This window comes from Rhodoferax sp. LS1R11, from assembly GCF_056521395.1.
In genome coordinates this window covers 108,085-129,460 of sequence record NZ_JBWMAW010000005.1, presented here as the reverse complement: position 1 = coordinate 129,460, position 21,376 = coordinate 108,085, and the positions used below count along the sequence as shown (strand labels likewise).

The following is a 21,376-nucleotide window of genomic DNA, read 5'->3' as shown; positions in this document are numbered from 1 at the left end:
CGCCATGGCGACCAAAGACAACAGTCCTTCCAGTTTGCTGGCCAAGATGGCCAAGTTCGTCCGTCATCCGACGAAGGACTGGTCTGATCTGGACAAGCCCGAGCCGGAGCCGGTTCAGGATGGCGCGTACACCAAGCAGGCGCTGAAGGAGATGATCGAACGCAAGCGCCAAAACGACTTTGTGCGCAAGCGTGAATTTGACCAATTGCGACGGTTGCGCCGCAATGAGCCCACGATCAGCCCCGAGTTGACGGGGCGTCCATCTTTCTTTCAAAGCAGTACGGCTTCCAACCCGGATGAGCGGGCCATCACGCTCAAGAAGATTGACGACATCGAAGCCCAGATGTCCAAGCAATGGTGGAAAAGCAAGCAAGGTGACATGGCTGCGGGGGGCGCCACTGCGGCAGTGCCTGCCAAGCCCCTCACACAGGCGGATGCTGGGCCGACAGAAAAATCTGATGATTCGTTTGAGGCGACGCAATCCTCCGCCTTGGCCCACGAGTCTGACCTGGCGCAACGTTCCGAATTTCAGGTCACGCAAATGGGTTTCACGCCCTCTGCAGCGGCTGTGCTTGCCACTCCTGTGCAATCCTTGTTCAAGTCGAAAAGCGGCGACAGCCGGAGCTTCGAGCCGGGCTTGAGTGGTTTCTCGACTTTCAGACTGTTCTCTGTCGAATTGGGCGGTACCCTGGCCGACCCCGATCTCGAGGAGGCGGCCATCCGTTTCGCCAATGGCGATGACAAGGGCGCTGAAGCGGGTCTGTTGGCGGCTCTGCAGCAAGACAAGGTGATCCCTGAATTGGCCGATGGGTGGGCTGCGGCGCTGTTTGACTTTTATCGGTCCACGGGGCAGCAAGGCAACTTTGACCGCGTCGCGATTGACTATGCCCGGCGATTTGGTCGCTCGGCGCCGGCCTGGTTTTCAACGCCGGATCTGCTCGGTCATTCTGCCTCGACATTGCCTAAATCACCGTCGCAAGCCCTCGTTCAAAGCGGTCAGAGCGCCTGGGAGTGTCCCGCCGTGCTGGATAGGGCCGCCATGCAGGCCTTGCATCTTCGGTTGACCGCGTTGCCCGCACCCTGGCGCTTGAACTGGCGCCAGCTGGACACGATCACGCCGGAGGCTGGCAAAGAGCTCGCGGACCTGTTTGCCCTGTGGTGCAGCCAGCATGTGAGGCTGCAATTTGGGGGCATCGAGGTGCTAGAAAACAAGTTGCGTCTGCTCACGCCATCGGGAGACAAACACGTCGAGCTGTTTTGGTGGCAGCTTCGCCTTGATGCCCTGCGGATCTTGCGGCTACAGGATGAGTTCGAGATGGCGGCACTCGATTTTTGTGTGACTTTTGAAGTCTCTCCTCCCGCCTGGGCTGACGCCCGGTGTGAATTCATCCACGACCGGGGTGTCGTCGTGGAGCATGCCTCTGGGCATCACCCTGACTTGACGTCAAGCCAGCATGACGACTTGAGCCATGCGCCAACGGCGTCCATCGGGCTTGATTCAATTTCTGCCGTGGTGGTGGAGTTGGCCGGAGAGGTACTTGGCGATGCCGCCGAAGCCCTGAACAGTTTCCAGATCGGCTTGGCAGGGGCTGACCGGCTCGTGGTGTCTTGTGCACGGCTCATCCGTGTCGACTTTTCGGCGGCGGGCAGCATTCTGAATTGGGTCGCCGTGCGCGAATCCGAGGGCTGCCAGGTGCAGTTCCGGGATGTTCCCCGTCTGGTGGCGGCCTTTTTCAACGTGATCGGCATCAACGAACACGCCAAAATCGTGCTGCGCACGAGCTAAGCCCGAATTTTTTGCCAGTTGCGTCCGGGCGAATGCTTGTTTTTGTGCCGGTGCGCCTTAACTTAGACCTACATGGAACAATTTCACGGTACCACCATCATCAGTGTGCGGCGCAAGACGGCCGACGGCGTTCAGGTCGCGATTGGCGGAGACGGGCAGGTGACCTTGGGCAACATTGTTGTCAAGGGCACGGCCCGCAAAGTCCGCAAGCTTTATCACGGGAAAGTACTGGCTGGTTTTGCCGGCGCCACGGCCGATGCATTCACCTTGTTTGAACGCTTTGAGGCGAAGCTTGAAAAACACCAGGGGCATTTGGTGCGGGCGGCGATTGAACTCACCAAGGACTGGCGAACCGACCGCGTGTTGCGTCGCCTGGAAGCCATGCTGGCGGTGGCGGACAGCGATGCCTCCTTGATCATCACGGGCAACGGTGATGTGCTGGAGCCGGAGAATGGCATTGTGACCATCGGGTCCGGTGGTGCATATGCCCAAGCCGCAGCCATTGCCCTGCTCAACCATACCGAGTTGTCCGCGCAGGATATTGTGAAGAGGTCTCTGGAGATTGCTGGCGAGTTGTGTATTTACACCAACATGAACCACACCATCGAGACTTTGTGACAACGTGCGTGTCAACTTGACGCGCAGCTCCTTCCCCAACTGGTTTAATTTATGTCATCCATGACCCCGCAGGAAATTGTCTCTGAACTCGACAAGCACATCGTTGGCCAGCATCAGGCCAAACGCGCGGTGGCCATTGCCTTGCGCAATCGCTGGCGTCGTCAGCAGGTAGAACCGGGTCTGCGGGCCGAGATCACGCCCAAGAATATTCTCATGATCGGGCCCACGGGTGTCGGTAAAACCGAGATTGCCCGGCGCCTTGCGCGGCTCGCGGATGCGCCGTTCATCAAGGTAGAAGCCACCAAATTCACCGAAGTCGGGTATGTGGGCAAGGATGTGGATGCCATCATCCGTGACCTCGCCGACATTGCGGTCAAGCAAACCCGCGTGGCCGAGATGAAGAAGGTGCGTACCCGCGCTGAGGACGCTGCTGAAGACCGGGTGCTGGACATCCTGATTCCGCCGCCTCGCGGCGAATTTGGTGTGGTTACCGGCGAGCAGGGCACGGAGAGCACGGCGCGCCAGACGTTCCGGAAAAAATTGCGGGAAGGCCAGCTTGCCGATCGCGAAATTGAAATTGACGTGGCGCAGTCAGCCCCGCAACTTGAAATCATGGGCCCGGCGGGCATGGAGGAAATGACCGAGCAACTGCGCGGCATGTTTGGCCAGATGGGGCAACAAAAACGCCAGACACGCAAGCTCAAAATCGCAGAAGCCTTGAAGCTTCTGGTGGAGGACGAGGCTGGCAAACTGGTCAACGAAGAAGAAATCAAGACGCAAGCCTTGCACATGCTGGAGCAGAACGGCATTGTGTTCATCGACGAAATTGACAAGGTGACCTCCCGCAGCGAAGGCAGCGGTGCCGAGGTGTCACGCCAGGGGGTACAGCGCGATTTGTTGCCGCTGGTTGAGGGCACAACCGTGTCCACCAAGTACGGTATGGTCAAGACCGACCACATATTGTTCATCGCCTCCGGTGCCTTTCACCTGAGCAAGCCCAGCGACCTGATTCCCGAGTTGCAAGGCCGGTTCCCGATTCGCGTCGAGTTGCAATCCCTGTCGGTGCAAGACTTCGTGGCCATCCTGACGCAAACCCATGCTTCGTTGGTCAAGCAGTACCAGGCCTTGCTGGCCACTGAGAATGTCACGATCGAGTTTCAGGAAGCCGGCATCACCCGCCTGGCCCACATTGCGTTTGACGTGAATGAACGCACTGAAAATATCGGCGCCCGACGGCTCTCAACCGTCATGGAGCGCTTGCTGGACGAGGTGAGCTTCGAGGCCGCCAGTCTGGATGGGCAGACCATTCAAATTGACGCGGCCTATGTGGATGCGCGCCTGGGTGAACTGAGCCGCGACGAAGATCTGTCTCGTTACATCTTGTAATGGTTTGACGGTGTGATGCGGGAGGCTTCACGCATCACTTTCACAACGTGCGCTAAGTGCTTAATTTAGAACGATTTTGTGCTTTTTTGGTCTCATGAATCACTCCTAAGTCCTTGATTTCATTGAAAAAAATTGTTGCAGGCCTGCTTGCAGGGATCTGTTTTGCTGGTACAGTGCAAAAAAGTGCAATTAAGTGGTGAAAAGTGTCTTTGCACTTCCATTTATCTGCAAATCGATCAAAAGAGGGTGCACTGTCGTGTTTCAAGGGGCCTCGTCATTGAGTCTGGATACCAAGGGTCGGCTGTCTGTGCCGACCCGGCATCGTGACGTCTTGACGGCCACCGCCTCTGGCCAGCTCACCATCACCAAGCACCCGCATGGCTGTTTGATGGTGTTTCCCCGCCCCGAGTGGGAGAAGTTTCGTGAACGCATTGCCGCCCTGCCCATGTCGGCCCAATGGTGGAAGCGCATTTTTCTGGGCAATGCGATGGACGTGGAGATGGATGGCACCGGCCGTGTACTCGTTTCGCCTGAACTGCGCGAGGCGGCAGGCATTGCGAAAGACACCATGCTGTTGGGAATGGGAAACCACTTCGAACTCTGGGACAAGGCAACCTACGACGCGCAGGAAGCCAAGGCGATGCAGGGTGAAATGCCCGACGTCTTCAAGGACTTTTCTTTCTGAAGGCGGTCGGTGAATACCTCCTTGACACACACCACCGTGTTGTTGAACGAAGCAGTCGATGCTCTTTTTGACAATCCGGACGCGCAAGCGGGCGACTCAGAGGCCAGTCGGCACAGCTATGTCGACGCCACTTTCGGTCGAGGTGGCCACAGCCGCCTGATTCTTTCCCGGTTGGCGCCGGAAGGTCGACTCATTGCTTTTGACAAGGACCTTGATGCGCTGGCTGAAGCCGCCACCATCGAAGATCCGCGATTTTCCATTCGGCACCAGGGGTTTCGTCATCTGGGTGAATTGCCCAAGGCGAGTGCCGCCGGTGTGCTGCTGGATTTGGGCATCAGTTCGCCGCAAATTGACAATCCGGAGCGGGGATTCAGTTTCCGTTTTGAAGGTCCGCTGGACATGCGCATGGACACCACGCGTGGCGAGAGCGTGGCGCAGTGGCTGGCAACAGCAGAAACAACTCAAATTGCGGAGGTGATACGTGACTATGGCGAAGAACGGTTTGCTGGGCCCATTGCAAAGGCGATTGTTGCTCGCCGACAGGAACGGGGCATCATTTCAACCACCACCGAGCTGGCCCAGCTCGTGGCTGACACGGTCAAAACTCGCGAGTCGGGCCAGAATCCTGCAACGCGCACATTTCAGGCTTTTCGGATTTTCATCAACGCCGAGCTTGAAGAGCTGCAACAGGCGCTAGAAGCCAGTCTGGAGGTGCTGCAGCCCGGTGGACGTCTGGTGGTCATCAGCTTTCATTCGCTGGAGGACCGCATCGTCAAGCAGTTCATCGCCAAGCACTCGCGTGATGCGTATGACCGCCGTGACCCGTTTGCGGCACCCAAGGTGATGCAGTTCAAGGCACTTGACCGCGTGAAGCCGGGCGCTGCAGAAGTGGCCGCAAATCCCCGCTCGCGCAGCGCGATCATGCGTGTGGCACAACGAACGTCAGCATGATCCGGCTCAACCTTGTCCTGTTGCTGGCGGTACTTGCCAGTGCGTTGTACTTGGTGAATGTGCAGTATGAGTCACGCCGCCTGTTTTCCAATCTGGACAAGGCGCGTTCGGAGTCTCGAAAGATCGAGGCGGAAAACGAGCGTCTTCAGGTCGAGAAGCGGGCCCAGGCAACGCCACTTCGCGTAGAGAAAATTGCCAAAGAGAAGCTTCAGATGCGCTCGGTGACGCCCGCCATCACCGACTATGTGACCTACCGCGCCGAGGCCCCGGTGGTGACGGGGTCGGGTGACGACGCTTTGCCGGCGACTGGCCCGGTGGTGGCAGGGCGGGTGCAATGAGCCGCAGTATTGCCTACACCTCCAGCCCCTTGCTGGCCAGCAGGACGCCGGTCTGGCGCAGCAAGTTTATTGTGGCGGCCATTGCGCTTGGATTCGTGGGCCTGGCGGCGCGGGCTGCTTATATCCAGGTGATTGCGAATGACTTTTTTCAGAAGCAGGGCGCTGTTCGTTTCACGCGTACGCTGGAGTTGCCTTCCAATCGCGGGCGCATTCTGGACCGCAATGGGCTGATCCTGGCCTCCAGCGTGCCGGCGCCCAGTATCTGGGCGATTCCTGAGGACATCGAGGGCAGTCCGACCCAGCTCAAGCAATTGGCCAAGTTGCTTGAAATGCCGCTTCCCGATCTGAACAAGCGCTTGCAGGACGAAGACAAGAGTTTTGTCTGGCTCAAGCGCCAGGTCGATGAGTCGGTGGCCAAAGAGGTCATGGCGCTGGGCGTCAAAGGCGTCTACCAGCGCAAGGAGTACAAACGGCAATATCCCGAAGGAGAAGCTGCGGCGCACGTTGTCGGTTTCACCAATGTCGAAGACAAGGGTCAAGAGGGGATCGAGTTGGCGTTCAACAAAGATTTGGCGGGTCACAATGGTTCTCGCCGGGTCATCAAGGACCGCATGGGGCGCGTGGTGGAAGATATTGGTGAGCAGATTGCACCGGTAGATGGTCGCGATATTCAGCTCAGCGTAGACAGCAAGGTGCAATTCTTCGCTTACCAGAAGCTGCGTGACGCGGTGTTGCTGCACAAGGCCAAGGCCGGAAGTGTAGTTGTGCTGGACGCTGTGACCGGCGAAGTGCTGGCCTTGGCCAACTACCCCAGCTATTCACCCAGCAAACGCCAGAACCTGAGCGGTGCACAGTTGCGCAACCGTGCGCTGACCGATACTTTTGAGCCAGGATCGGTGATGAAACCCTTCACGATCGGGTTGGCTCTGGAGACGGGCCGTGTTAAACCCCTGTCCCTGATTGACACAGGCGCTGGTCGTTACACATTGACAGGTTCAACCATCACCGATTCGCATGCAAACGGGTTGTTGACGGTGGAAGGGGTGATTCAAAAGTCCAGCAATATCGGCACGACCAAGATTGCGATGCAAATGCAGCCGCGCGAGATGTGGGAGCTTTTCTCGCAAGCGGGCTTTGGACAGAAGCCCCAGATCAGCTTCCCCGGTGCGGTGTCCGGGCGCTTGCGTCCCTACAAAACCTGGCGTCCCATTGAGCAGGCAACCATGTCGTACGGTTACGGCCTGTCGGCCTCACTCTTTCAGATGGCTCGTTCATACACCGTTTTTTCCAACGACGGGAAGATCATTCCAGCCACGATGCTCAAAAGCAGCGAGCCGGCTGTCGGTGTGACGGTACTCTCGGAGCGAACCGCCCAGCAGGTGCGAAAAATGTTGCAAATGGCAGCAGGCCCCGGCGGTACCGGTCAGAAGGCGCAAACCATTGGTTATTCCGTAGGCGGTAAATCAGGGACTGCCTACAAGCAGGTGGGCAAAGGGTATGGCACGGACAAGAATCGCAAATACCGGGGTTGGTTTGTTGGCATGGCGCCCATCGATGCACCGCGCATCATCATCGGGGTCATGCTCGATGAACCCAGCGCCGGTCAGTACTTTGGCGGTGTCGTTGCTGCGCCCGTGTTCAGCGAAGTGGCTCAGCAAACCCTGCGCATGATGGGGGTGCAGCCTGACATGGCTGTTGTTCCGCAAATTGTGGCCCAAGCGGAAGAGGAGAGCCTGTGATGCTGGAGTTCTTCACGCCGGAAGAGGCAGCCAACTGGTTGCGTAGTCGCGTGAGCGGCAGCGTGCAAACCGACAGCCGCCAGGTGCGCCCGGGTGACGGCTTTATTGCCTGGCCGGGCGCCGCCACGGATGCGCGCCATCACGTGGCGTCGGCCCTGGCGAGTGGTGCGAACGCCTGTCTGGTGGAAATGGCGGGCGTTGCGTCTTTCAACTTCCAGGGCGACAAGGTCGCAGCGTACCGTCAGCTCAAGGCGGCCAGCGGGCCGATTGCTGCCAGTTATTTCGACCACCCCACACGGCAGATGGATATCTTCGCCATCACCGGGACCAATGGCAAAACATCCACTGCCTGGTGGTTGGCGCAGGCGCTATCAAATTTGAAGCAGGTTGCGCCCATTGAGTGCGGCCTGGTGGGTACTTTGGGTATTGGTCGACCGCCAGCGCTGGATGGCTCGCCTGTTGCGGGTGGCATTGTGACGACCGGCATGACCACGCCTGATCCGGTGTTGTTGCAGCAGAATTTTCGGCATTTTATTGAGGTGGGCGTCAAGGCTTGCGCCATCGAGGCATCCTCAATTGGTATTGAGGAAAACCGTCTGGATGGCACTTGCATTCGTACCGCGGTGTTCACCAATTTCACGCAGGACCATTTGGACTATCACGGCACGATGGACGGCTACTGGAAGTCCAAGGCCCGGTTGTTTCAGTGGCCCGGCCTGCTGTCGGCGGTGATCAATATTGACGACGCGCAAGGCGTCGCGCTGGCGCTTGAACTGGATGGCAGCGCGCTTGACCTGTGGACCGTGTCGTGCGTTTCCCCCGCCCGTCTGCGTGCCGCAGACATCAGTTATGACGCACGTGGGTTGAGCTTTGTCGCGATCGAGCGTGGCCCCAAGGGCGACGAGCGCCACGTGCTGAACACCCGGATGATCGGGACCTACAACGTTTCCAACCTGCTGTGCGTCATGGCCAGCATGCGTTCTATTGGGGTGCCGCTGGGCGCTGTGATTGAGGCCTGCGGCGACCTCTCGCCCGTTCCTGGTCGCATGGAGTGTGTTGGCGGGCCAGGCCAGCCGCTGGCCGCGGTGGACTACGCGCACACGCCCGACGCCTTGGGCAAGGCTTTGCTCGCGCTGCGTTCGCTGGCTGATCAGCGCGGCGGCCAACTCTGGTGTGTCTTTGGTTGCGGGGGTGACCGTGATGCCGTTAAACGTCCACTCATGGGCGCTATGGCGGGCTGTAACGCTGACCATGTGGTGGTGACCAGTGACAACCCCCGTAGCGAAAAACCCCAAGCCATCATCAGCCAGATTTTGCTGGGCCTGACGGGCCATGCCCCTGTGACCGTTGAACCTGACCGTGCGCTGGCCATTGCGCAGACGATGGCGCTCGCGGCCGCCAATGACGTGGTGTTGATTGCGGGCAAAGGTCACGAAGATTATCAGGAGGTGGCCGGCCAGCGTTTGCCGTTCTCGGATCTGGCGCAGGTGCGCCTGGCCTTGAATGACTGGACCGCTCCCACCCAGGCGCCAGGGAGCCAAGATGAATGAAATGATGACCTTGCAGCAATGCCTGCCGTGGCTGGCCGCCGCACAACGGGTGGGCGACGGTGCGACTGCTTTCAGCCGCGTTCATACCGACACGCGTACCCTGGCACCCGGCGACCTGTTTGTGGCGCTGCGGGGTGAGCGCTTCAATGCCAATGATTTTCTGGCTGAAGCCAAAGCCAAGGGCGCCGTGGCCGCCCTGTGCCAGGACGATACCCGGGGCGAGGTTCAGGCGCTGCTGCACGCCGCTGGGTTGCCCGGTCTGGTCGTGCCCGATGCCAAGCTGGCGCTGGCGGAGCTGGCGACTCACTGGCGGGCGCAATTTGCCTTGCCACTGATCGCCGTGACCGGCAGCAATGGCAAGACCACGGTCACGCAGATGATCGCCGCCATCCTGCGCGCGTACAAACCGCAGGCATTTCTGGCGACACAGGGCAACCTCAACAACGAGATTGGCGTGCCGCTCACCGTGCTGGGTCTACGCCGCCATCACGAAATTGCCGTGGTGGAGCTGGGCATGAACCACCCCGGCGAAATTACCGTACTGGCCGCCATTGCCCAGCCCGCGGTGGCCCTGGTCAACAATGCACAGCGCGAGCACCTTGAATTCATGTCCACGGTCGAAGCCGTCGCCGAGGAAAACGGCTCGGTGATCGATGCGCTGGCCCATAACGGTGTCGCGGTGTTCCCGTCGGATGATCTCTACAGCCGTGTTTGGGCAGCGAAGGCCGGTCAGCGTGCGACGCTCCAGTTTTGCGTGTCGGACGATGTGGCCAGCCCCGCAGAGGTTCGATGCACGGCGGCCCTGTGGGCAGGCGACGCCTGGCAGGTGAGCGCCACGACGCCTGCGGGCCCGTTGAGTTATGCCTTGCACATTGCGGGCCTGCACAACGTCAAAAATTCGCTGGCAGCCATCGCTTGTACCTTGGCGGCAGGTGTGCCGCTGGCGCAAATCGCGCAGGGTCTCGCCGCGTTTGAACCGGTCAAAGGCCGCTCCCGCGCGCTGGTGGTCGAACACGCTGGCCGCCCCATCACCCTGGTGGATGACACCTACAACGCCAACCCTGATTCCGTGCGTGCCGCCATGGAAGTGCTGGCCGCGCTCCCCGGTCCCCGCCTGCTGGTGTTGGGAGACATGGGCGAGGTGGGTGATCAGGGTCCCCAGTTTCACGCAGAGGCCGGTCAACTGGCGCGTGAGCTGGGTATTGAAACCTTGTTTACGCTGGGTGATCTGTCGTCGGCTGCGGTCAGCAGCTTTGGTGCAGGTCAGCATTTTGCAGACATGGAGTCGATTCAAGCGGCCACGCTGGCGGCCTTGCCCATGCTGAGCAGCGTGCTGGTCAAGGGGTCGCGTTTCATGAAGATGGAGCGGGTGGTACTTGCCATCACGGCCCATGCACAACAACAAAAGGAAAAAGCCCATGTGGCCTGATATGTCTTGCCGGAGCATGCAATGCTTCTAATTCTTGCCCAGTGGCTGCAGTCGTTGTCGCCTGAACTCGGGTTTCTGCGGGTCTTCCAGTACCTGACGTTTCGCGCCGTCATGGCGGCGCTGACCGCGCTCTTGATGGGGCTGGCTGCTGGGCCGTACGTCATTCGTCGTCTCGCTGAATTGAAGATCGGTCAGCCCATTCGGGGCTACGGCATGGAGTCCCACCTGAGCAAAAGTGGCACGCCCACCATGGGGGGCGTGCTGATCCTGCTGTGCATCACGGTCTCCACGTTGTTGTGGTTTGACCTGAGCAACCGCTTTGTCTGGATCGTGTTGCTGGTGACGCTGGGCTTTGGCGCCATCGGCTGGACTGATGACTGGCGCAAAGTGGTCAACAAAGATCCCGAAGGCATGCGCTCCGGTGAAAAGTACCTCTGGCAATCGGTCATCGGCCTGGTCGCCGCTTTGTACCTAGTGTTCAGCATCTCGGAGAGTTCCAACATGCGGGTGCTGGAGCTGTTTTTCAAATGGGTGCAGTCGGGTTTTGACTTGAACCTGCCGCCCAAAGCCGGTTTGATGGTGCCGTTCTTTAAGGAAATCAGTTATCCCCTGGGTGTGTTTGGCTTTGTCGTCCTCACCTACCTGGTGATCGTGGGCTCCAGTAATGCGGTGAACCTCACCGACGGTCTGGATGGCCTGGCCATCATGCCGGTGGTGCTGGTGGGTTCGTGCCTGGGTTTGTTTGCCTACGTGACCGGCAGCTCGGTCTATGCCCGCTATCTCTTTCTGCCTCACATTCCCGGTGCGGGTGAGTTGCTGATTTTCTGCGCAGCCATGGCGGGCGCGGGTCTGGCGTTTTTGTGGTTCAACACCCACCCGGCGCAGGTCTTCATGGGCGATGTCGGGGCGCTTGCCCTGGGCGCGGCCCTGGGCACCGTGGCGGTCATCGTGCGCCAGGAAATTGTGCTGTCGATCATGGGCGGTATTTTTGTGGTGGAGGCCTTGTCCGTCATGTTGCAGGTCACCTACTTCAAATACACCAAGAAGAAGTTTGGCCAGGGCCGTCGCGTGCTGAAGATGGCGCCACTGCACCACCATTTTGAGAAAAGCGGCTGGAAAGAAACCCAGGTCGTGGTTCGTTTCTGGATCATCACCATGTTGCTGTGCCTGGTGGGCTTGTCGACTTTGAAGCTGAGGTAATTGTGGATTACCTGAAAGACCAACACGTTCTCATTCTGGGCCTTGGTGCGTCCGGTCTGGCCATGGCGCGTTGGTGCGCGCGTTGCGGCGCGCAGGTGACGGTGGCGGACACCCGAACTGCCCCGCCTCAACTGGTCGCGCTGCAGCGCGACGTTCCGGCGGCCCGTTTTGTGGGCGGGCCGTTTGCTGCCGCACTGGTGGAAGGCAGTGACATTCGGGCTGTGTTCAAGAGTCCGGGTTTGGCGCCTGCGGAAGTTGCTATTGTTTTAATAGCTGCTAGCGCAATGGATATATGGGCTACAGGCGAATTAGGCTTATTTTCTGAAGCCCTGGAGAAATTGAAGACCACGGCGGCGTACCTGCCCAAGGTCCTCGCCATCACGGGCACCAATGGCAAGACCACGGTGACCTCACTCACGGGTCAACTGGTCAGCCGCGCGGGCAAAACAGTGGCGGTGGCGGGCAACATCGGCCCCACTTTGCTGGACACCTTATCCGCGCACATCGACGCCAACACGCTGCCCGAAGTCTGGGTGATTGAACTGTCGAGTTTCCAGCTTGATGGCGAAAAAACGTTTGAACCCACGGCCGGTACGGTATTGAATATGTCGCAGGACCACCTGGACTGGCACGGCAACATGGCGCAATACGCCTCTGCCAAGACCCACGTCTTTGGCCAGCAGGGCCTGATGATTCTCAACCGCGAAGACCCGCTGGTGATGGCGATGCTGCCTGAGCCTGCGCGGGTCAAGTTGCAGCGCCCTCAGGTTCGTGCCCATGTCACCTTCGGTGGCGACATGCCCCGGCGCCCGGGTGACTTTGGCATTGAGCAGGTCAACGGCATGGTCTGGCTGGTGCGGGCACTTGAAGCGGATGAGACCCGGCGCAAGCGCCATGAAGCACAGGAAGAAATCCACATCCAGCGTCTGATGCCGGCGGATGCCCTGCGCATCCGGGGTCGGCATAACGCCGTCAATGCGTTGGCAGCCCTGGCGCTCGCCTCGGCGGCGGACTGCGCCTTGGGGCCCATGCTCTATGGTCTGCGTGAATACCGGGGCGAACCACACCGCGTGGAGCCGATTGGCATCTTCAATGAAGTGGAATTTTTTGACGACAGCAAGGGCACCAATGTGGGCGCCACGGTCGCCGCACTTTGCGGTCTGGGTGCGGACCGCAAGGTCATTGTCATCCTGGGGGGCGAAGGCAAGGGGCAGGACTTCGCGCCGCTGGCTGAACCGGTGTCCCGCTATGCCCGCGCGGCGGTGTTGATCGGGCGCGATGCGCCGCTGATTCGTGCCGCGCTTGAGGCGACGGGTGTCACGCTGGTGGAGGCTGAATCCATGGCGCAGGCCGTGGTGCAGGCCAACCGCCTGGCCCACGCAGGGGATGCGGTGCTGATGTCGCCCGCCTGCGCGAGCTTTGACATGTTCGACAACTATGAACACCGCGCGCGTGTTTTCATCGAGGCGGTTGGCGAAATCGCCAGTGCCGCAGGCGTCCAGATGGAGGGCTCGCCGTGAGCTCATTGGGCACCCTGTTCACCGGCTGGTTTGGCAACCGTGCCACGCCTGCGGGTGATGTGCTGCCGGTGCGTCTGGGTGCGACCCGGCGCGCAGCCACTGGCAGCGCCCCCACGCGTGAAGTGGGCTTTGACCAGGCCCTGGTCTGGGTCACCGTCGCGCTGTTGGCCTGGGGGCTGGTGATGGTTTATTCGGCCTCGATCGCCATGCCGGAAAACCCCAGGTTCGCCAAATACACGCACACCTATTTTCTGAACCGCCATGTGATGTGGCTGGTCATGTCGTTTGTCGCTGCGCTCATCGCGTTTCAGATCCCGGTGGCAACCTGGGAGAAATCAGCGCGCTGGATTTTTGTGGCCTCACTGGTCATGCTGGCGGCGGTGTTGATTCCGCATGTTGGCAAGGTGGTCTATGGCGCACGCCGCTGGGTGTCCCTGGGGCCTTTGAGTTTCCAGCCCTCCGAGCTCGCCAAGTTTGCGGTGGTGTTGTATGCGGCGGATTACATGGTGCGCAAGATGGACGTCAAGGAGCGTTTCTTCCGCGCCGTGCTGCCGATGGGGGCGGCTGTCGCCGTGATCGGGGTGTTGCTGCTGGCCGAGCCCGACATGGGGGCCTTCATGGTGATTGCCGTGATTGCCATGGGTATCTTGTTTCTGGGCGGCGTCAACGCCCGCATGTTCTTTCTGATTGCCACTATTTTGGTGGTGGCCTTCAGCTTGATCATCGCTTCCAGTGAATGGCGCCGCGAACGCATTTTTGCCTACCTCGATCCCTGGAGCGAGAAGAATGCATTGGCCAAAGGCTACCAGCTCACCCACTCCCTGATCGCCATCGGGCGCGGTGAGATTTTTGGCGTGGGGCTCGGTGGCAGCGTTGAAAAACTGCACTGGTTGCCCGAGGCGCACACCGACTTTTTGTTGGCCGTGATTGGCGAGGAGTTCGGTCTGATCGGCGTTCTGTGCGTCATCGGCCTGTTCCTCTGGCTGACCCGCCGCATGATGCACATCGGCCGCCAGGCCATCGCGCTGGACCGGGTGTTTGCCGGTCTGGTGTCGCAAGGGGTGGGCATCTGGATGGGTTTTCAGGCCTTCATCAACATGGGCGTGAATCTGGGTGCCTTGCCCACCAAAGGCCTGACTTTGCCGCTGATGAGTTATGGCGGCTCGGCCATTATTGTCAATTTGGTGGCGATTGCCGTGGTGCTGCGCATCGATTCCGAGAACCGGCAACTCATGCATGGAGGCCGCGTATGAGCGCCCACGCACGGCAACGCTGCGCGCTGGTCATGGCCGGTGGCACGGGCGGCCATATTTTCCCGGGCTTGGCCGTGGCGCAGGCTTTGCGTGAGGCCGGTTGGCGTGTGCACTGGCTGGGCGGCACGGGCACCTCAGAGCAGCCGAGCATGGAAAGCCGTCTGGTGCCACCCCAGGGTTTTGTCTTTGAGGCGCTTGATTTTTCAGGCGTGCGCGGCAAGGGCTTGGCGACCGTGGTCAAACTGCCCTTGCGCCTGTTGCGCGCCTGCTGGCAAAGCCTTCAGGTGCTGCGCCGCGTCAAGCCTGACGTGGTGGTCGGGTTGGGCGGCTACATCACGTTCCCGGCCGGGATGATGAGTGCCCTGACCGGCACGCCGCTGGTGTTGCATGAACAGAACTCAGTCGCCGGCATGGCCAACAAGGTGTTGTCCAGCGTGGCAAAACGCGTGTTCACCGCCTTCCCGTCGGTGATCAAAAAAGGCGTCTGGGTGGGGAACCCCTTGCGTCCGGTCTTCATCGGCGGCGCTGATCCGGCGACCCGGTTTGCCGGCCGAACAGGCCCCTTGCGTTTGTTGGTGGTGGGTGGCAGCCTGGGTGCCCGGGCCCTGAATGACATCGTGCCCCAGGCCCTGGCGCGCATCCCCATGAATGAGCGGCCGGTGGTGATTCACCAAAGCGGTGCCAAGCAGATTGACGAGTTGCGTGCCAACTACGCCGCCGCCGGTGTACAGGCGCAACTCACACCGTTTATTGACGACACCGCACAAGCCTTTGCCGACGCTGACCTGGTGATCTGCCGTGCTGGTGCCAGCACCGTGACCGAACTGGCGGCAATAGGTGCCGCAGCCCTGTTTGTGCCCTTCCCCTTTGCGGTGGACGATCACCAGACCACCAACGCCCGGTTCCTGGTGGCGCAGGGGGCTGGCTGGCTGGTTGACCAAAAAGACATGAGTCCCCAGTGGTTGGCCGAAATGCTACAAAAAACAGAGCGTCCCGCGCTGCTTGCATGCGCGCTACGGGCCAAAACACTTGAAAAAACTGATGCGACCACAAAAATCGTGGCCGCTTGCGAGGAGTTAGCTGCATGAAACATGCTGTTCGTCATATTCATTTCGTCGGCGTCGGTGGCGTTGGCATGTCCGGCATCGCTGAAGTGTTGCTCAACCTGGGTTACACCATTTCAGGCTCGGACCTGAGCGAGAGCGCCACCTTGAAGCGCCTGGCCAACCTGGGCATCAAGACCTATGTGGGGCACGCCGCGGCCAATGTGGACGGGGCCGACGCCGTGGTCACCTCCACCGCCGTGCAGTCCGACAACCCTGAAGTCCTCATTGCCCGCGAGAGGCACATCCCCGTGGTGCCACGCGCGCTGATGCTGGCTGAGTTGATGCGCCTTAAGCAAGGCATCGCCATTGCCGGGACCCACGGCAAGACCACCACCACCAGCCTGGTGGCCAGCGTGCTGGCTGAGGCCGGTCTGGACCCCACCTTTGTGATCGGCGGCCGTCTGAACAGCGCCGGTGCCAACGCGCGGTTGGGGCAGGGGGACTACATCGTGGTCGAGGCCGACGAGTCGGACGCCTCCTTCCTGAACCTGCTGCCTGTGATGGCCGTGGTGACCAACATTGATGCCGACCACATGGAAACCTACGGGCACGACTTTGGCCGTCTCAAAGGTGCGTTCGTTGATTTTCTGCACCGCATGCCTTTTTACGGCACTGCCATTTTGTGCACGGACGATCCTGCGGTGCTCGACATCGTGCCGCAAGTCACGTGCCCGATCACCAGCTACGGCTTCAATGAAGGTGCCGAGGTGCGCGCGGTGGACGTGGTGGCCATGGACGGCCAGATGAAGTTCACGGTGCAGCGCCGCAACGGCGTCGTGCTGCCGGACCTGCCGATCGTGCTGAACCTGCCAGGTCATCACAACGTGCTCAATGCGCTGGCGGCCATTGCCGTGGCGGTGGAGTTGAATGTGGATGACGCTGCCGTGCAGCGTGCGTTGGCCAGCTTCAAGGGCGTGGGCCGTCGCTTCCAGCGTTATGGCGAAGTCGTGGCACGCGATGGCGGCACCTTCACGCTGGTGGACGACTACGGTCACCACCCGGTTGAAATGGCGGCCACCCTGTCGGCGGCGCGCGGGGCGTTTCCAGGTCGTCGGCTGGTGCTCGCGTTCCAGCCACATCGTTACACCCGCACCCGTGACTGCTTCGAAGACTTCGTGAAGATCATCGGTCAGGCCGATGCGGTCTTGCTGGCCGAGGTGTATGCCGCAGGCGAGGCGTCGATTGTGGCGGCCGACGGCCGCAGCCTGGCGCGGGCCTTGCGGGTGGCCGGGCGGATTGAGCCGGTGTTTGTCGGCGACATCGCTGACATGCCGCAAACGATTGCCGACAACGCCCGTGCGGGCGATGTGGTGCTGTGCATGGGCGCCGGCTCCATTGGTGCTGTAGCCGCAAAAGTCGTTGATTTGCTACAAAATTCAGAGCATAAAATACAGGAAATATGAGGGCTATGAGTCAATTGAATACAAATCTTGGCAAGGTGGCAGTCCTCATGGGTGGGGCGTCGGCCGAGCGCGAAGTGTCGCTGATGTCCGGGCAGGGCGTGCTGCAAGCTTTGACCTCGCAAGGGGTGGATGCGCACGCCTTTGATCCCGCACAGCGCAACCTGACCGATCTGAAGGCCGAGGGCTTTTCGCGTTGTTTTATTGCCTTGCATGGCCGCTTTGGCGAAGACGGCACCGTGCAAGGGGCGCTGGAGTTGCTGGGCATTCCGTACACCGGCTCCGGTGTGATGGCCTCCAGCATGGCGATTGACAAAGTCATGACCAAACGCATCTGGCGCGCGGAAGGTCTGCCCACCCCCGCCTGGTTGCGTGTGGACAGCGCGGCAGCGACCGAGCAGGCTTTTGCCGAACTGGGCAGCCCCATGATTGTGAAGCCCGCACGCGAAGGCTCCACCATCGGGCTGACCAAGGTGACGACACTGGACCAGTGTGCGGCGGCCTATGCGCTGTCGGCCCAGCATGACGCCGAGGTGCTGTGTGAGCAGTTCATCAGCGGTGACGAGGTGACCATTCCGGTGTTGGGTACCGGCACCGCGGCCCGCGCACTGCCTGTGATTCGCATCGTGGCCCCCGACGGCAACTACGACTACCAGAACAAGTATTTCACCGACACCACGCAGTACCTGGTGCCCTGCGGTCTGCCCGAGGGCGAAGAGGCCCATATTCAGCAACTGGTGCTCAAGGCCTATCAGGTGTCGTGTTGCCGTGGTTGGGCCCGTGCCGATGTGATGATTGATGCACGCACCCGCAAGCCCTACCTGCTGGAGATCAACACCTCCCCCGGCATGACGGGTCATTCGCTGGTGCCCATGTCGGCGAAGGCGGCCGGCATCAGTTACCCGGACCTGTGTGTGCAGGTGCTGGCGCAGGCGACGCTGGACTATGCCAAGGCTGTTGCATGACAAAAAATCTGCCCCTGCCCTTTGACGTGAAGCTGATGAACATGACGGCGTCCGTCCTGTTTCTGGCGTTTGCGTTGTTGGTCGTGGGCGCAGTGGCCGGTTGGGTCTGGCGTCACCCCCTGTTTGCCATTCACGGCATTGCCGTGACCGGCGAGGTGACGCACAACAACGCCATGACCTTGCGGGCCAACGTGGCGCCCAAGCTCAGCGGTACGTTTTTCACCATGGACCTGGGCAATGCCCGGGTCGCGTTTGAGTCCTTGCCCTGGGTGCGCAAGGCTGTTGTACGCCGCGAATTCCCGAACCGGCTCAAGGTGCTGCTGCAGGAGCACAAGGCGGCCGCCTACTGGGGTGTTGAGGGGGAGTCCCGCATGGTCAACAGCTTTGGTGAAGTGTTTGAAGCCAATGTGGGCGAAGTCGACCGCGAAGACCTGCCGCGCCTGAGTGGCCCCGAAGGTCAGGCCGAGCAGGTGCTGGCGATGTACCAGACCTTGCAGTCCCAGTTTGAGGCGGTGGACTTCGGGCTGGAGCAGCTGGAACTGACGAACCATGGTGGATGGCGTGTGCGTCTTGACACCGGCGCGGTGCTCGAACTCGGCGGCGGCTCGGTGGCTGACGTACAGGCCCGCACGGAAAGATTTTTGCGCACGCTGACCCAGGTCACCGCCCGCTATGCGCGCAAGCTCGATGCCCTGGAGACGGCAGATTTGCGGCATGAGAACGGTTATGCCATCCGGTTGCGTGGCGTCACGACGCTGGTGGCGGAAGAGAAGAAAAAGTAGCAGACAGAACGACAGAAATAGCGGCAGTCGCGTTAACAGAATCAACAGGTGAACATATGGCGAAAGAATACAAAGATCTGGTCGTAGGGCTGGACATTGGCACCGCCAAGGTGATGGCGGTGGTGGCCGAGGTCATGCCCAATGGTGAACTCAAGCTCGCCGGGCTGGGCATCGCGCCCAGCAATGGACTCAAACGCGGCGTGGTGGTGAACATTGACGCCACCGTGCAAAGCATCCAGCAGGCCCTCAAGGAGGCCGAGTTGATGGCGGACTGCAAGATCACGCGGGTGTACACCGGCATCACCGGGAGCCACATTCGCGGCATTAATTCCAGCGGCATGGTGGCTATCAAGGACCGCGAAGTCACGGCCGCCGACGTGGCCCGCGTGGTGGAGACCGCCAAGGCCATCAACATCTCGACCGACCAGCGCCTGCTGCTGGTGGAGCCGCAGGAATTCATCATTGACGGGCAGGACGTGAAAGAGCCCATTGGCATGAGCGGCATTCGCCTGGAGGCCAAGGTGCACATCGTGACCGGTGCACAAAGCGCGGCCGAAAACATCATCAAATGCGTGCGTCGCTGCGGTCTGGAAGTCGAGCAGCTCATGCTCAACCCGCTGGCCAGCAGCCTGTCGGTGCTGACAGAAGACGAGCGCGAACTGGGCGTGGCGCTGGTGGACATTGGCGCGGGTACCACCGACGTGGCAATCTTCACCAATGGGGCCATTCGTCACACGGCCGTGATTCCGATTGCGGGTGACCTCATCACCAGCGACATTGCCATGGCCTTGCGCACGCCCACCAAGGACGCCGAAGACATCAAGGTTGAAAGCGGTTACGCCAAACAGATGCTGGCCGACCCGGACGCGCAGGTGGAGGTGCCGGGGCTGGGCGACCGTGGCCCCCGCATGCTCAGCCGCCAGGCGCTGGCGGGTGTCATTGAGCCACGTGTGGAAGAAATTTTTTCACTCGTGCACCAGATCCTGCGTGAGTCCGGTTTTGAAGAAATGCTGTCCAGCGGCATTGTGCTCACGGGCGGCAGTTGCATCATGCCGGGCATGGTTGAGTTGGGCGAGGACATCTTCCTCAAGCCCGTGCGCCGCGGCATTCCCAAATACTCCAGCGCCCTGGCCGACATGGTGGCGCAGCCCCGCGCTGCCACGGTAATGGGCCTGCTGGAAGAAGCCCGCATGGCACGCCTGCGCGGCTTCAAGGTGGCACAAAAAAATGGGTCGATGAAAACCGCTTTTGGTCAGGTCAAAGACTGGTTTGTGGGGAATTTTTAACCATGCAAACAAAACTCTGGCTGGCCCGCGGCAGCCCCCACTGGCGATGGCGATGTACGGATCCCCCGGGGTGAAAGGCAACGCACACATGACCCCACCCAATTTAAAAAACTGTCAAACAATTGAAACCTCAGGAGTAACCAAAATGTCTATCGAAATGATTGAAGAAGAAGCTTTTAACCAAGGCACCCAGATCAAGGTCATCGGCGTCGGCGGTGGCGGTGGCAATGCCGTGGGCCACATGATCGGCTGCGGCGTGCAGGGCGTGGAATTCATCTGCGCCAACACCGATGCCCAGGCATTGAGCAGCAGCGATGCGCACCGCACCATCCAGCTGGGCACCAGTGGCCTGGGCGCGGGCAGCAAGCCCGACAAAGGCCGCGAAGCAGCAGAGCTGGCGGTGGACGACATCCGCGCCGCGATTGAAGGCGCCCACATGCTCTTCATCACCGCCGGCATGGGCGGTGGCACGGGCACTGGCGCCGCGCCGGTCATCGCCCGCGTGGCCCGCGAAATGGGGATCTTGACGGTGGGTGTGGTCACCAAGCCGTTTGAATTTGAAGGCGGTCGCCGCATGACCAACGCCGACAGCGGCCTGGCCGAGCTCGAATCCAATGTGGACTCGCTCATCGTGGTGCTCAACGAGAAGCTGCTCGATGTGCTCGGTGATGACGTCACGCAGGACGAAGCCTTTGCCCATGCCAATGACGTGTTGAAAAATGCAGTCGGCGGCATTGCAGAAATCATCAATGTGCCCGGCCACGTGAACGTCGACTTTGAAGACGTACGCACCGTCATGGGCGAGCCCGGCAAAGCCATGATGGGTACCGCCGTGGCGGCCGGTCCTGACCGTGCGCGCATTGCGGCGGAACAGGCTGTGGCTTGCCCGTTGCTCGAAGGCATCGACCTCTCGGGTGCCAAGGGAGTGCTGGTGTTGATCACCGCTGCCAAGGGCTCCCTGAAGCTGTCAGAGTCCAAGCTGGCCATGAACACCATTCGTGCCTACGCTTCGCCTGATGCCCACGTGATTTACGGTACAGCCTACGACGACAATCTCGGCGATGAAATCCGCGTGACCGTGGTCGCTACCGGTCTGAGCCGCATGGGTGCGCGTCGCACAGCGCCTCCGCTGCAAGTGCTGCGCACCGGCACCGACAACGTGCCTTTCCATGTGCCGACGATGAACTCTGGCGTGTCGGGCAGCATCTCCGGCGGCATGGCCCCCAACGGCCTGACCCAGCCTGATTACCAGTCGATGTCAACCCCCAGCGTCTGGCGCACCCGTGACCGCACCCAAGCGGCTGCCAAGGTGGACGCGCTGGCCTCCGGCGGCATGGATGACTTCGAAATCCCGGCCTTCCTGCGCAAACAGGCCGATTGAA

At 60.6% G+C, this 21,376-nt stretch carries 18 protein-coding genes; all 18 read left to right on the top strand.

Annotated elements, in window-relative coordinates:
- Nucleotides 1-4: 4 nt before the first annotated feature.
- The 18 genes from AC097N_RS08610 (at nt 5) to ftsZ (ending at nt 21,375) form a co-directional block, all read left to right on the top strand.
- Nucleotides 5-1,786, top strand: coding sequence for an STAS domain-containing protein (locus AC097N_RS08610; protein WP_479580495.1), 1,782 nt, complete (start codon nt 5-7; stop codon nt 1,784-1,786).
- 72 nt (nt 1,787-1,858) lie between these two features.
- Entirely contained in the window at nt 1,859-2,404 is a 546-nt protein-coding gene (hslV, locus tag AC097N_RS08605; RefSeq protein WP_479580494.1) for an ATP-dependent protease subunit HslV, read from the top strand.
- Between the two features lie 51 nt (nt 2,405-2,455).
- Nucleotides 2,456-3,790, top strand: a complete 1,335-nt coding sequence (gene hslU / locus AC097N_RS08600) for an ATP-dependent protease ATPase subunit HslU (RefSeq protein ID WP_479580492.1) — start codon at nt 2,456-2,458, stop codon at nt 3,788-3,790.
- A gap of 256 nt (nt 3,791-4,046) precedes the next feature.
- Complete coding sequence (mraZ, locus tag AC097N_RS08595) at nt 4,047-4,475, top strand: division/cell wall cluster transcriptional repressor MraZ (RefSeq protein ID WP_479580491.1); 429 nt, start codon at nt 4,047-4,049, stop codon at nt 4,473-4,475.
- Between the two features lie 9 nt (nt 4,476-4,484).
- Nucleotides 4,485-5,426, top strand: a complete 942-nt coding sequence (gene rsmH, locus AC097N_RS08590; protein ID WP_479580490.1) for a 16S rRNA (cytosine(1402)-N(4))-methyltransferase RsmH — start codon at nt 4,485-4,487, stop codon at nt 5,424-5,426.
- Nucleotides 5,423-5,764, top strand: a complete 342-nt coding sequence (ftsL, locus tag AC097N_RS08585; RefSeq protein WP_479580489.1) for a cell division protein FtsL — start codon at nt 5,423-5,425, stop codon at nt 5,762-5,764. Before rsmH ends, ftsL begins: the two co-directional genes overlap by 4 nt.
- Nucleotides 5,761-7,503, top strand: a complete 1,743-nt coding sequence (locus AC097N_RS08580; protein WP_479580488.1) for a peptidoglycan D,D-transpeptidase FtsI family protein — start codon at nt 5,761-5,763, stop codon at nt 7,501-7,503. The genes ftsL and AC097N_RS08580 overlap by 4 nt, the downstream gene beginning before the upstream one ends.
- Complete coding sequence (locus tag AC097N_RS08575; RefSeq protein WP_479580486.1) at nt 7,503-9,053, top strand: UDP-N-acetylmuramoyl-L-alanyl-D-glutamate--2,6-diaminopimelate ligase; 1,551 nt, start codon at nt 7,503-7,505, stop codon at nt 9,051-9,053. The genes AC097N_RS08580 and AC097N_RS08575 overlap by 1 nt, the downstream gene beginning before the upstream one ends.
- Nucleotide 9,054: 1 nt before the next feature.
- The gene (locus tag AC097N_RS08570; RefSeq protein ID WP_479580636.1) at nt 9,055-10,482 is read left to right on the top strand and encodes a UDP-N-acetylmuramoyl-tripeptide--D-alanyl-D-alanine ligase; all 1,428 of its coding nucleotides are present in this window, start codon (nt 9,055-9,057) and stop codon (nt 10,480-10,482) included.
- 21 nt (nt 10,483-10,503) lie between these two features.
- On the top strand, nt 10,504-11,682 hold the full coding sequence (mraY, locus tag AC097N_RS08565) for a phospho-N-acetylmuramoyl-pentapeptide-transferase (protein ID WP_479580485.1): 1,179 nt from the start codon (nt 10,504-10,506) through the stop codon (nt 11,680-11,682).
- Between the two features lie 2 nt (nt 11,683-11,684).
- On the top strand, nt 11,685-13,202 hold the full coding sequence (murD, locus tag AC097N_RS08560; protein ID WP_479580483.1) for a UDP-N-acetylmuramoyl-L-alanine--D-glutamate ligase: 1,518 nt from the start codon (nt 11,685-11,687) through the stop codon (nt 13,200-13,202).
- Nucleotides 13,199-14,455: a putative lipid II flippase FtsW gene (ftsW, locus tag AC097N_RS08555; protein ID WP_479580482.1), complete on the top strand. Its 1,257-nt coding sequence runs from the start codon at nt 13,199-13,201 to the stop codon at nt 14,453-14,455. The genes murD and ftsW overlap by 4 nt, the downstream gene beginning before the upstream one ends.
- Complete coding sequence (gene murG / locus AC097N_RS08550) at nt 14,452-15,543, top strand: undecaprenyldiphospho-muramoylpentapeptide beta-N-acetylglucosaminyltransferase (protein WP_479580481.1); 1,092 nt, start codon at nt 14,452-14,454, stop codon at nt 15,541-15,543. Before ftsW ends, murG begins: the two co-directional genes overlap by 4 nt.
- Nucleotides 15,540-16,964, top strand: a complete 1,425-nt coding sequence (murC, locus tag AC097N_RS08545; RefSeq protein ID WP_479580479.1) for a UDP-N-acetylmuramate--L-alanine ligase — start codon at nt 15,540-15,542, stop codon at nt 16,962-16,964. Before murG ends, murC begins: the two co-directional genes overlap by 4 nt.
- Before the next feature lie 5 nt (nt 16,965-16,969).
- Nucleotides 16,970-17,926 carry a D-alanine--D-alanine ligase gene (locus AC097N_RS08540; RefSeq protein ID WP_479580478.1) on the top strand — a complete coding sequence of 319 codons (957 nt, stop codon included), beginning with the start codon at nt 16,970-16,972 and terminating at the stop codon, nt 17,924-17,926.
- The gene (locus AC097N_RS08535) at nt 17,923-18,708 is read left to right on the top strand and encodes a cell division protein FtsQ/DivIB (protein WP_479580477.1); all 786 of its coding nucleotides are present in this window, start codon (nt 17,923-17,925) and stop codon (nt 18,706-18,708) included. Before AC097N_RS08540 ends, AC097N_RS08535 begins: the two co-directional genes overlap by 4 nt.
- A gap of 56 nt (nt 18,709-18,764) precedes the next feature.
- Complete coding sequence (gene ftsA, locus AC097N_RS08530; protein ID WP_479580475.1) at nt 18,765-19,994, top strand: cell division protein FtsA; 1,230 nt, start codon at nt 18,765-18,767, stop codon at nt 19,992-19,994.
- A 145-nt stretch (nt 19,995-20,139) separates the two neighbouring features.
- Nucleotides 20,140-21,375: a cell division protein FtsZ gene (gene ftsZ / locus AC097N_RS08525; protein ID WP_479580474.1), complete on the top strand. Its 1,236-nt coding sequence runs from the start codon at nt 20,140-20,142 to the stop codon at nt 21,373-21,375.
- The last annotated feature ends 1 nt before the right edge of the window (nt 21,376 follow it).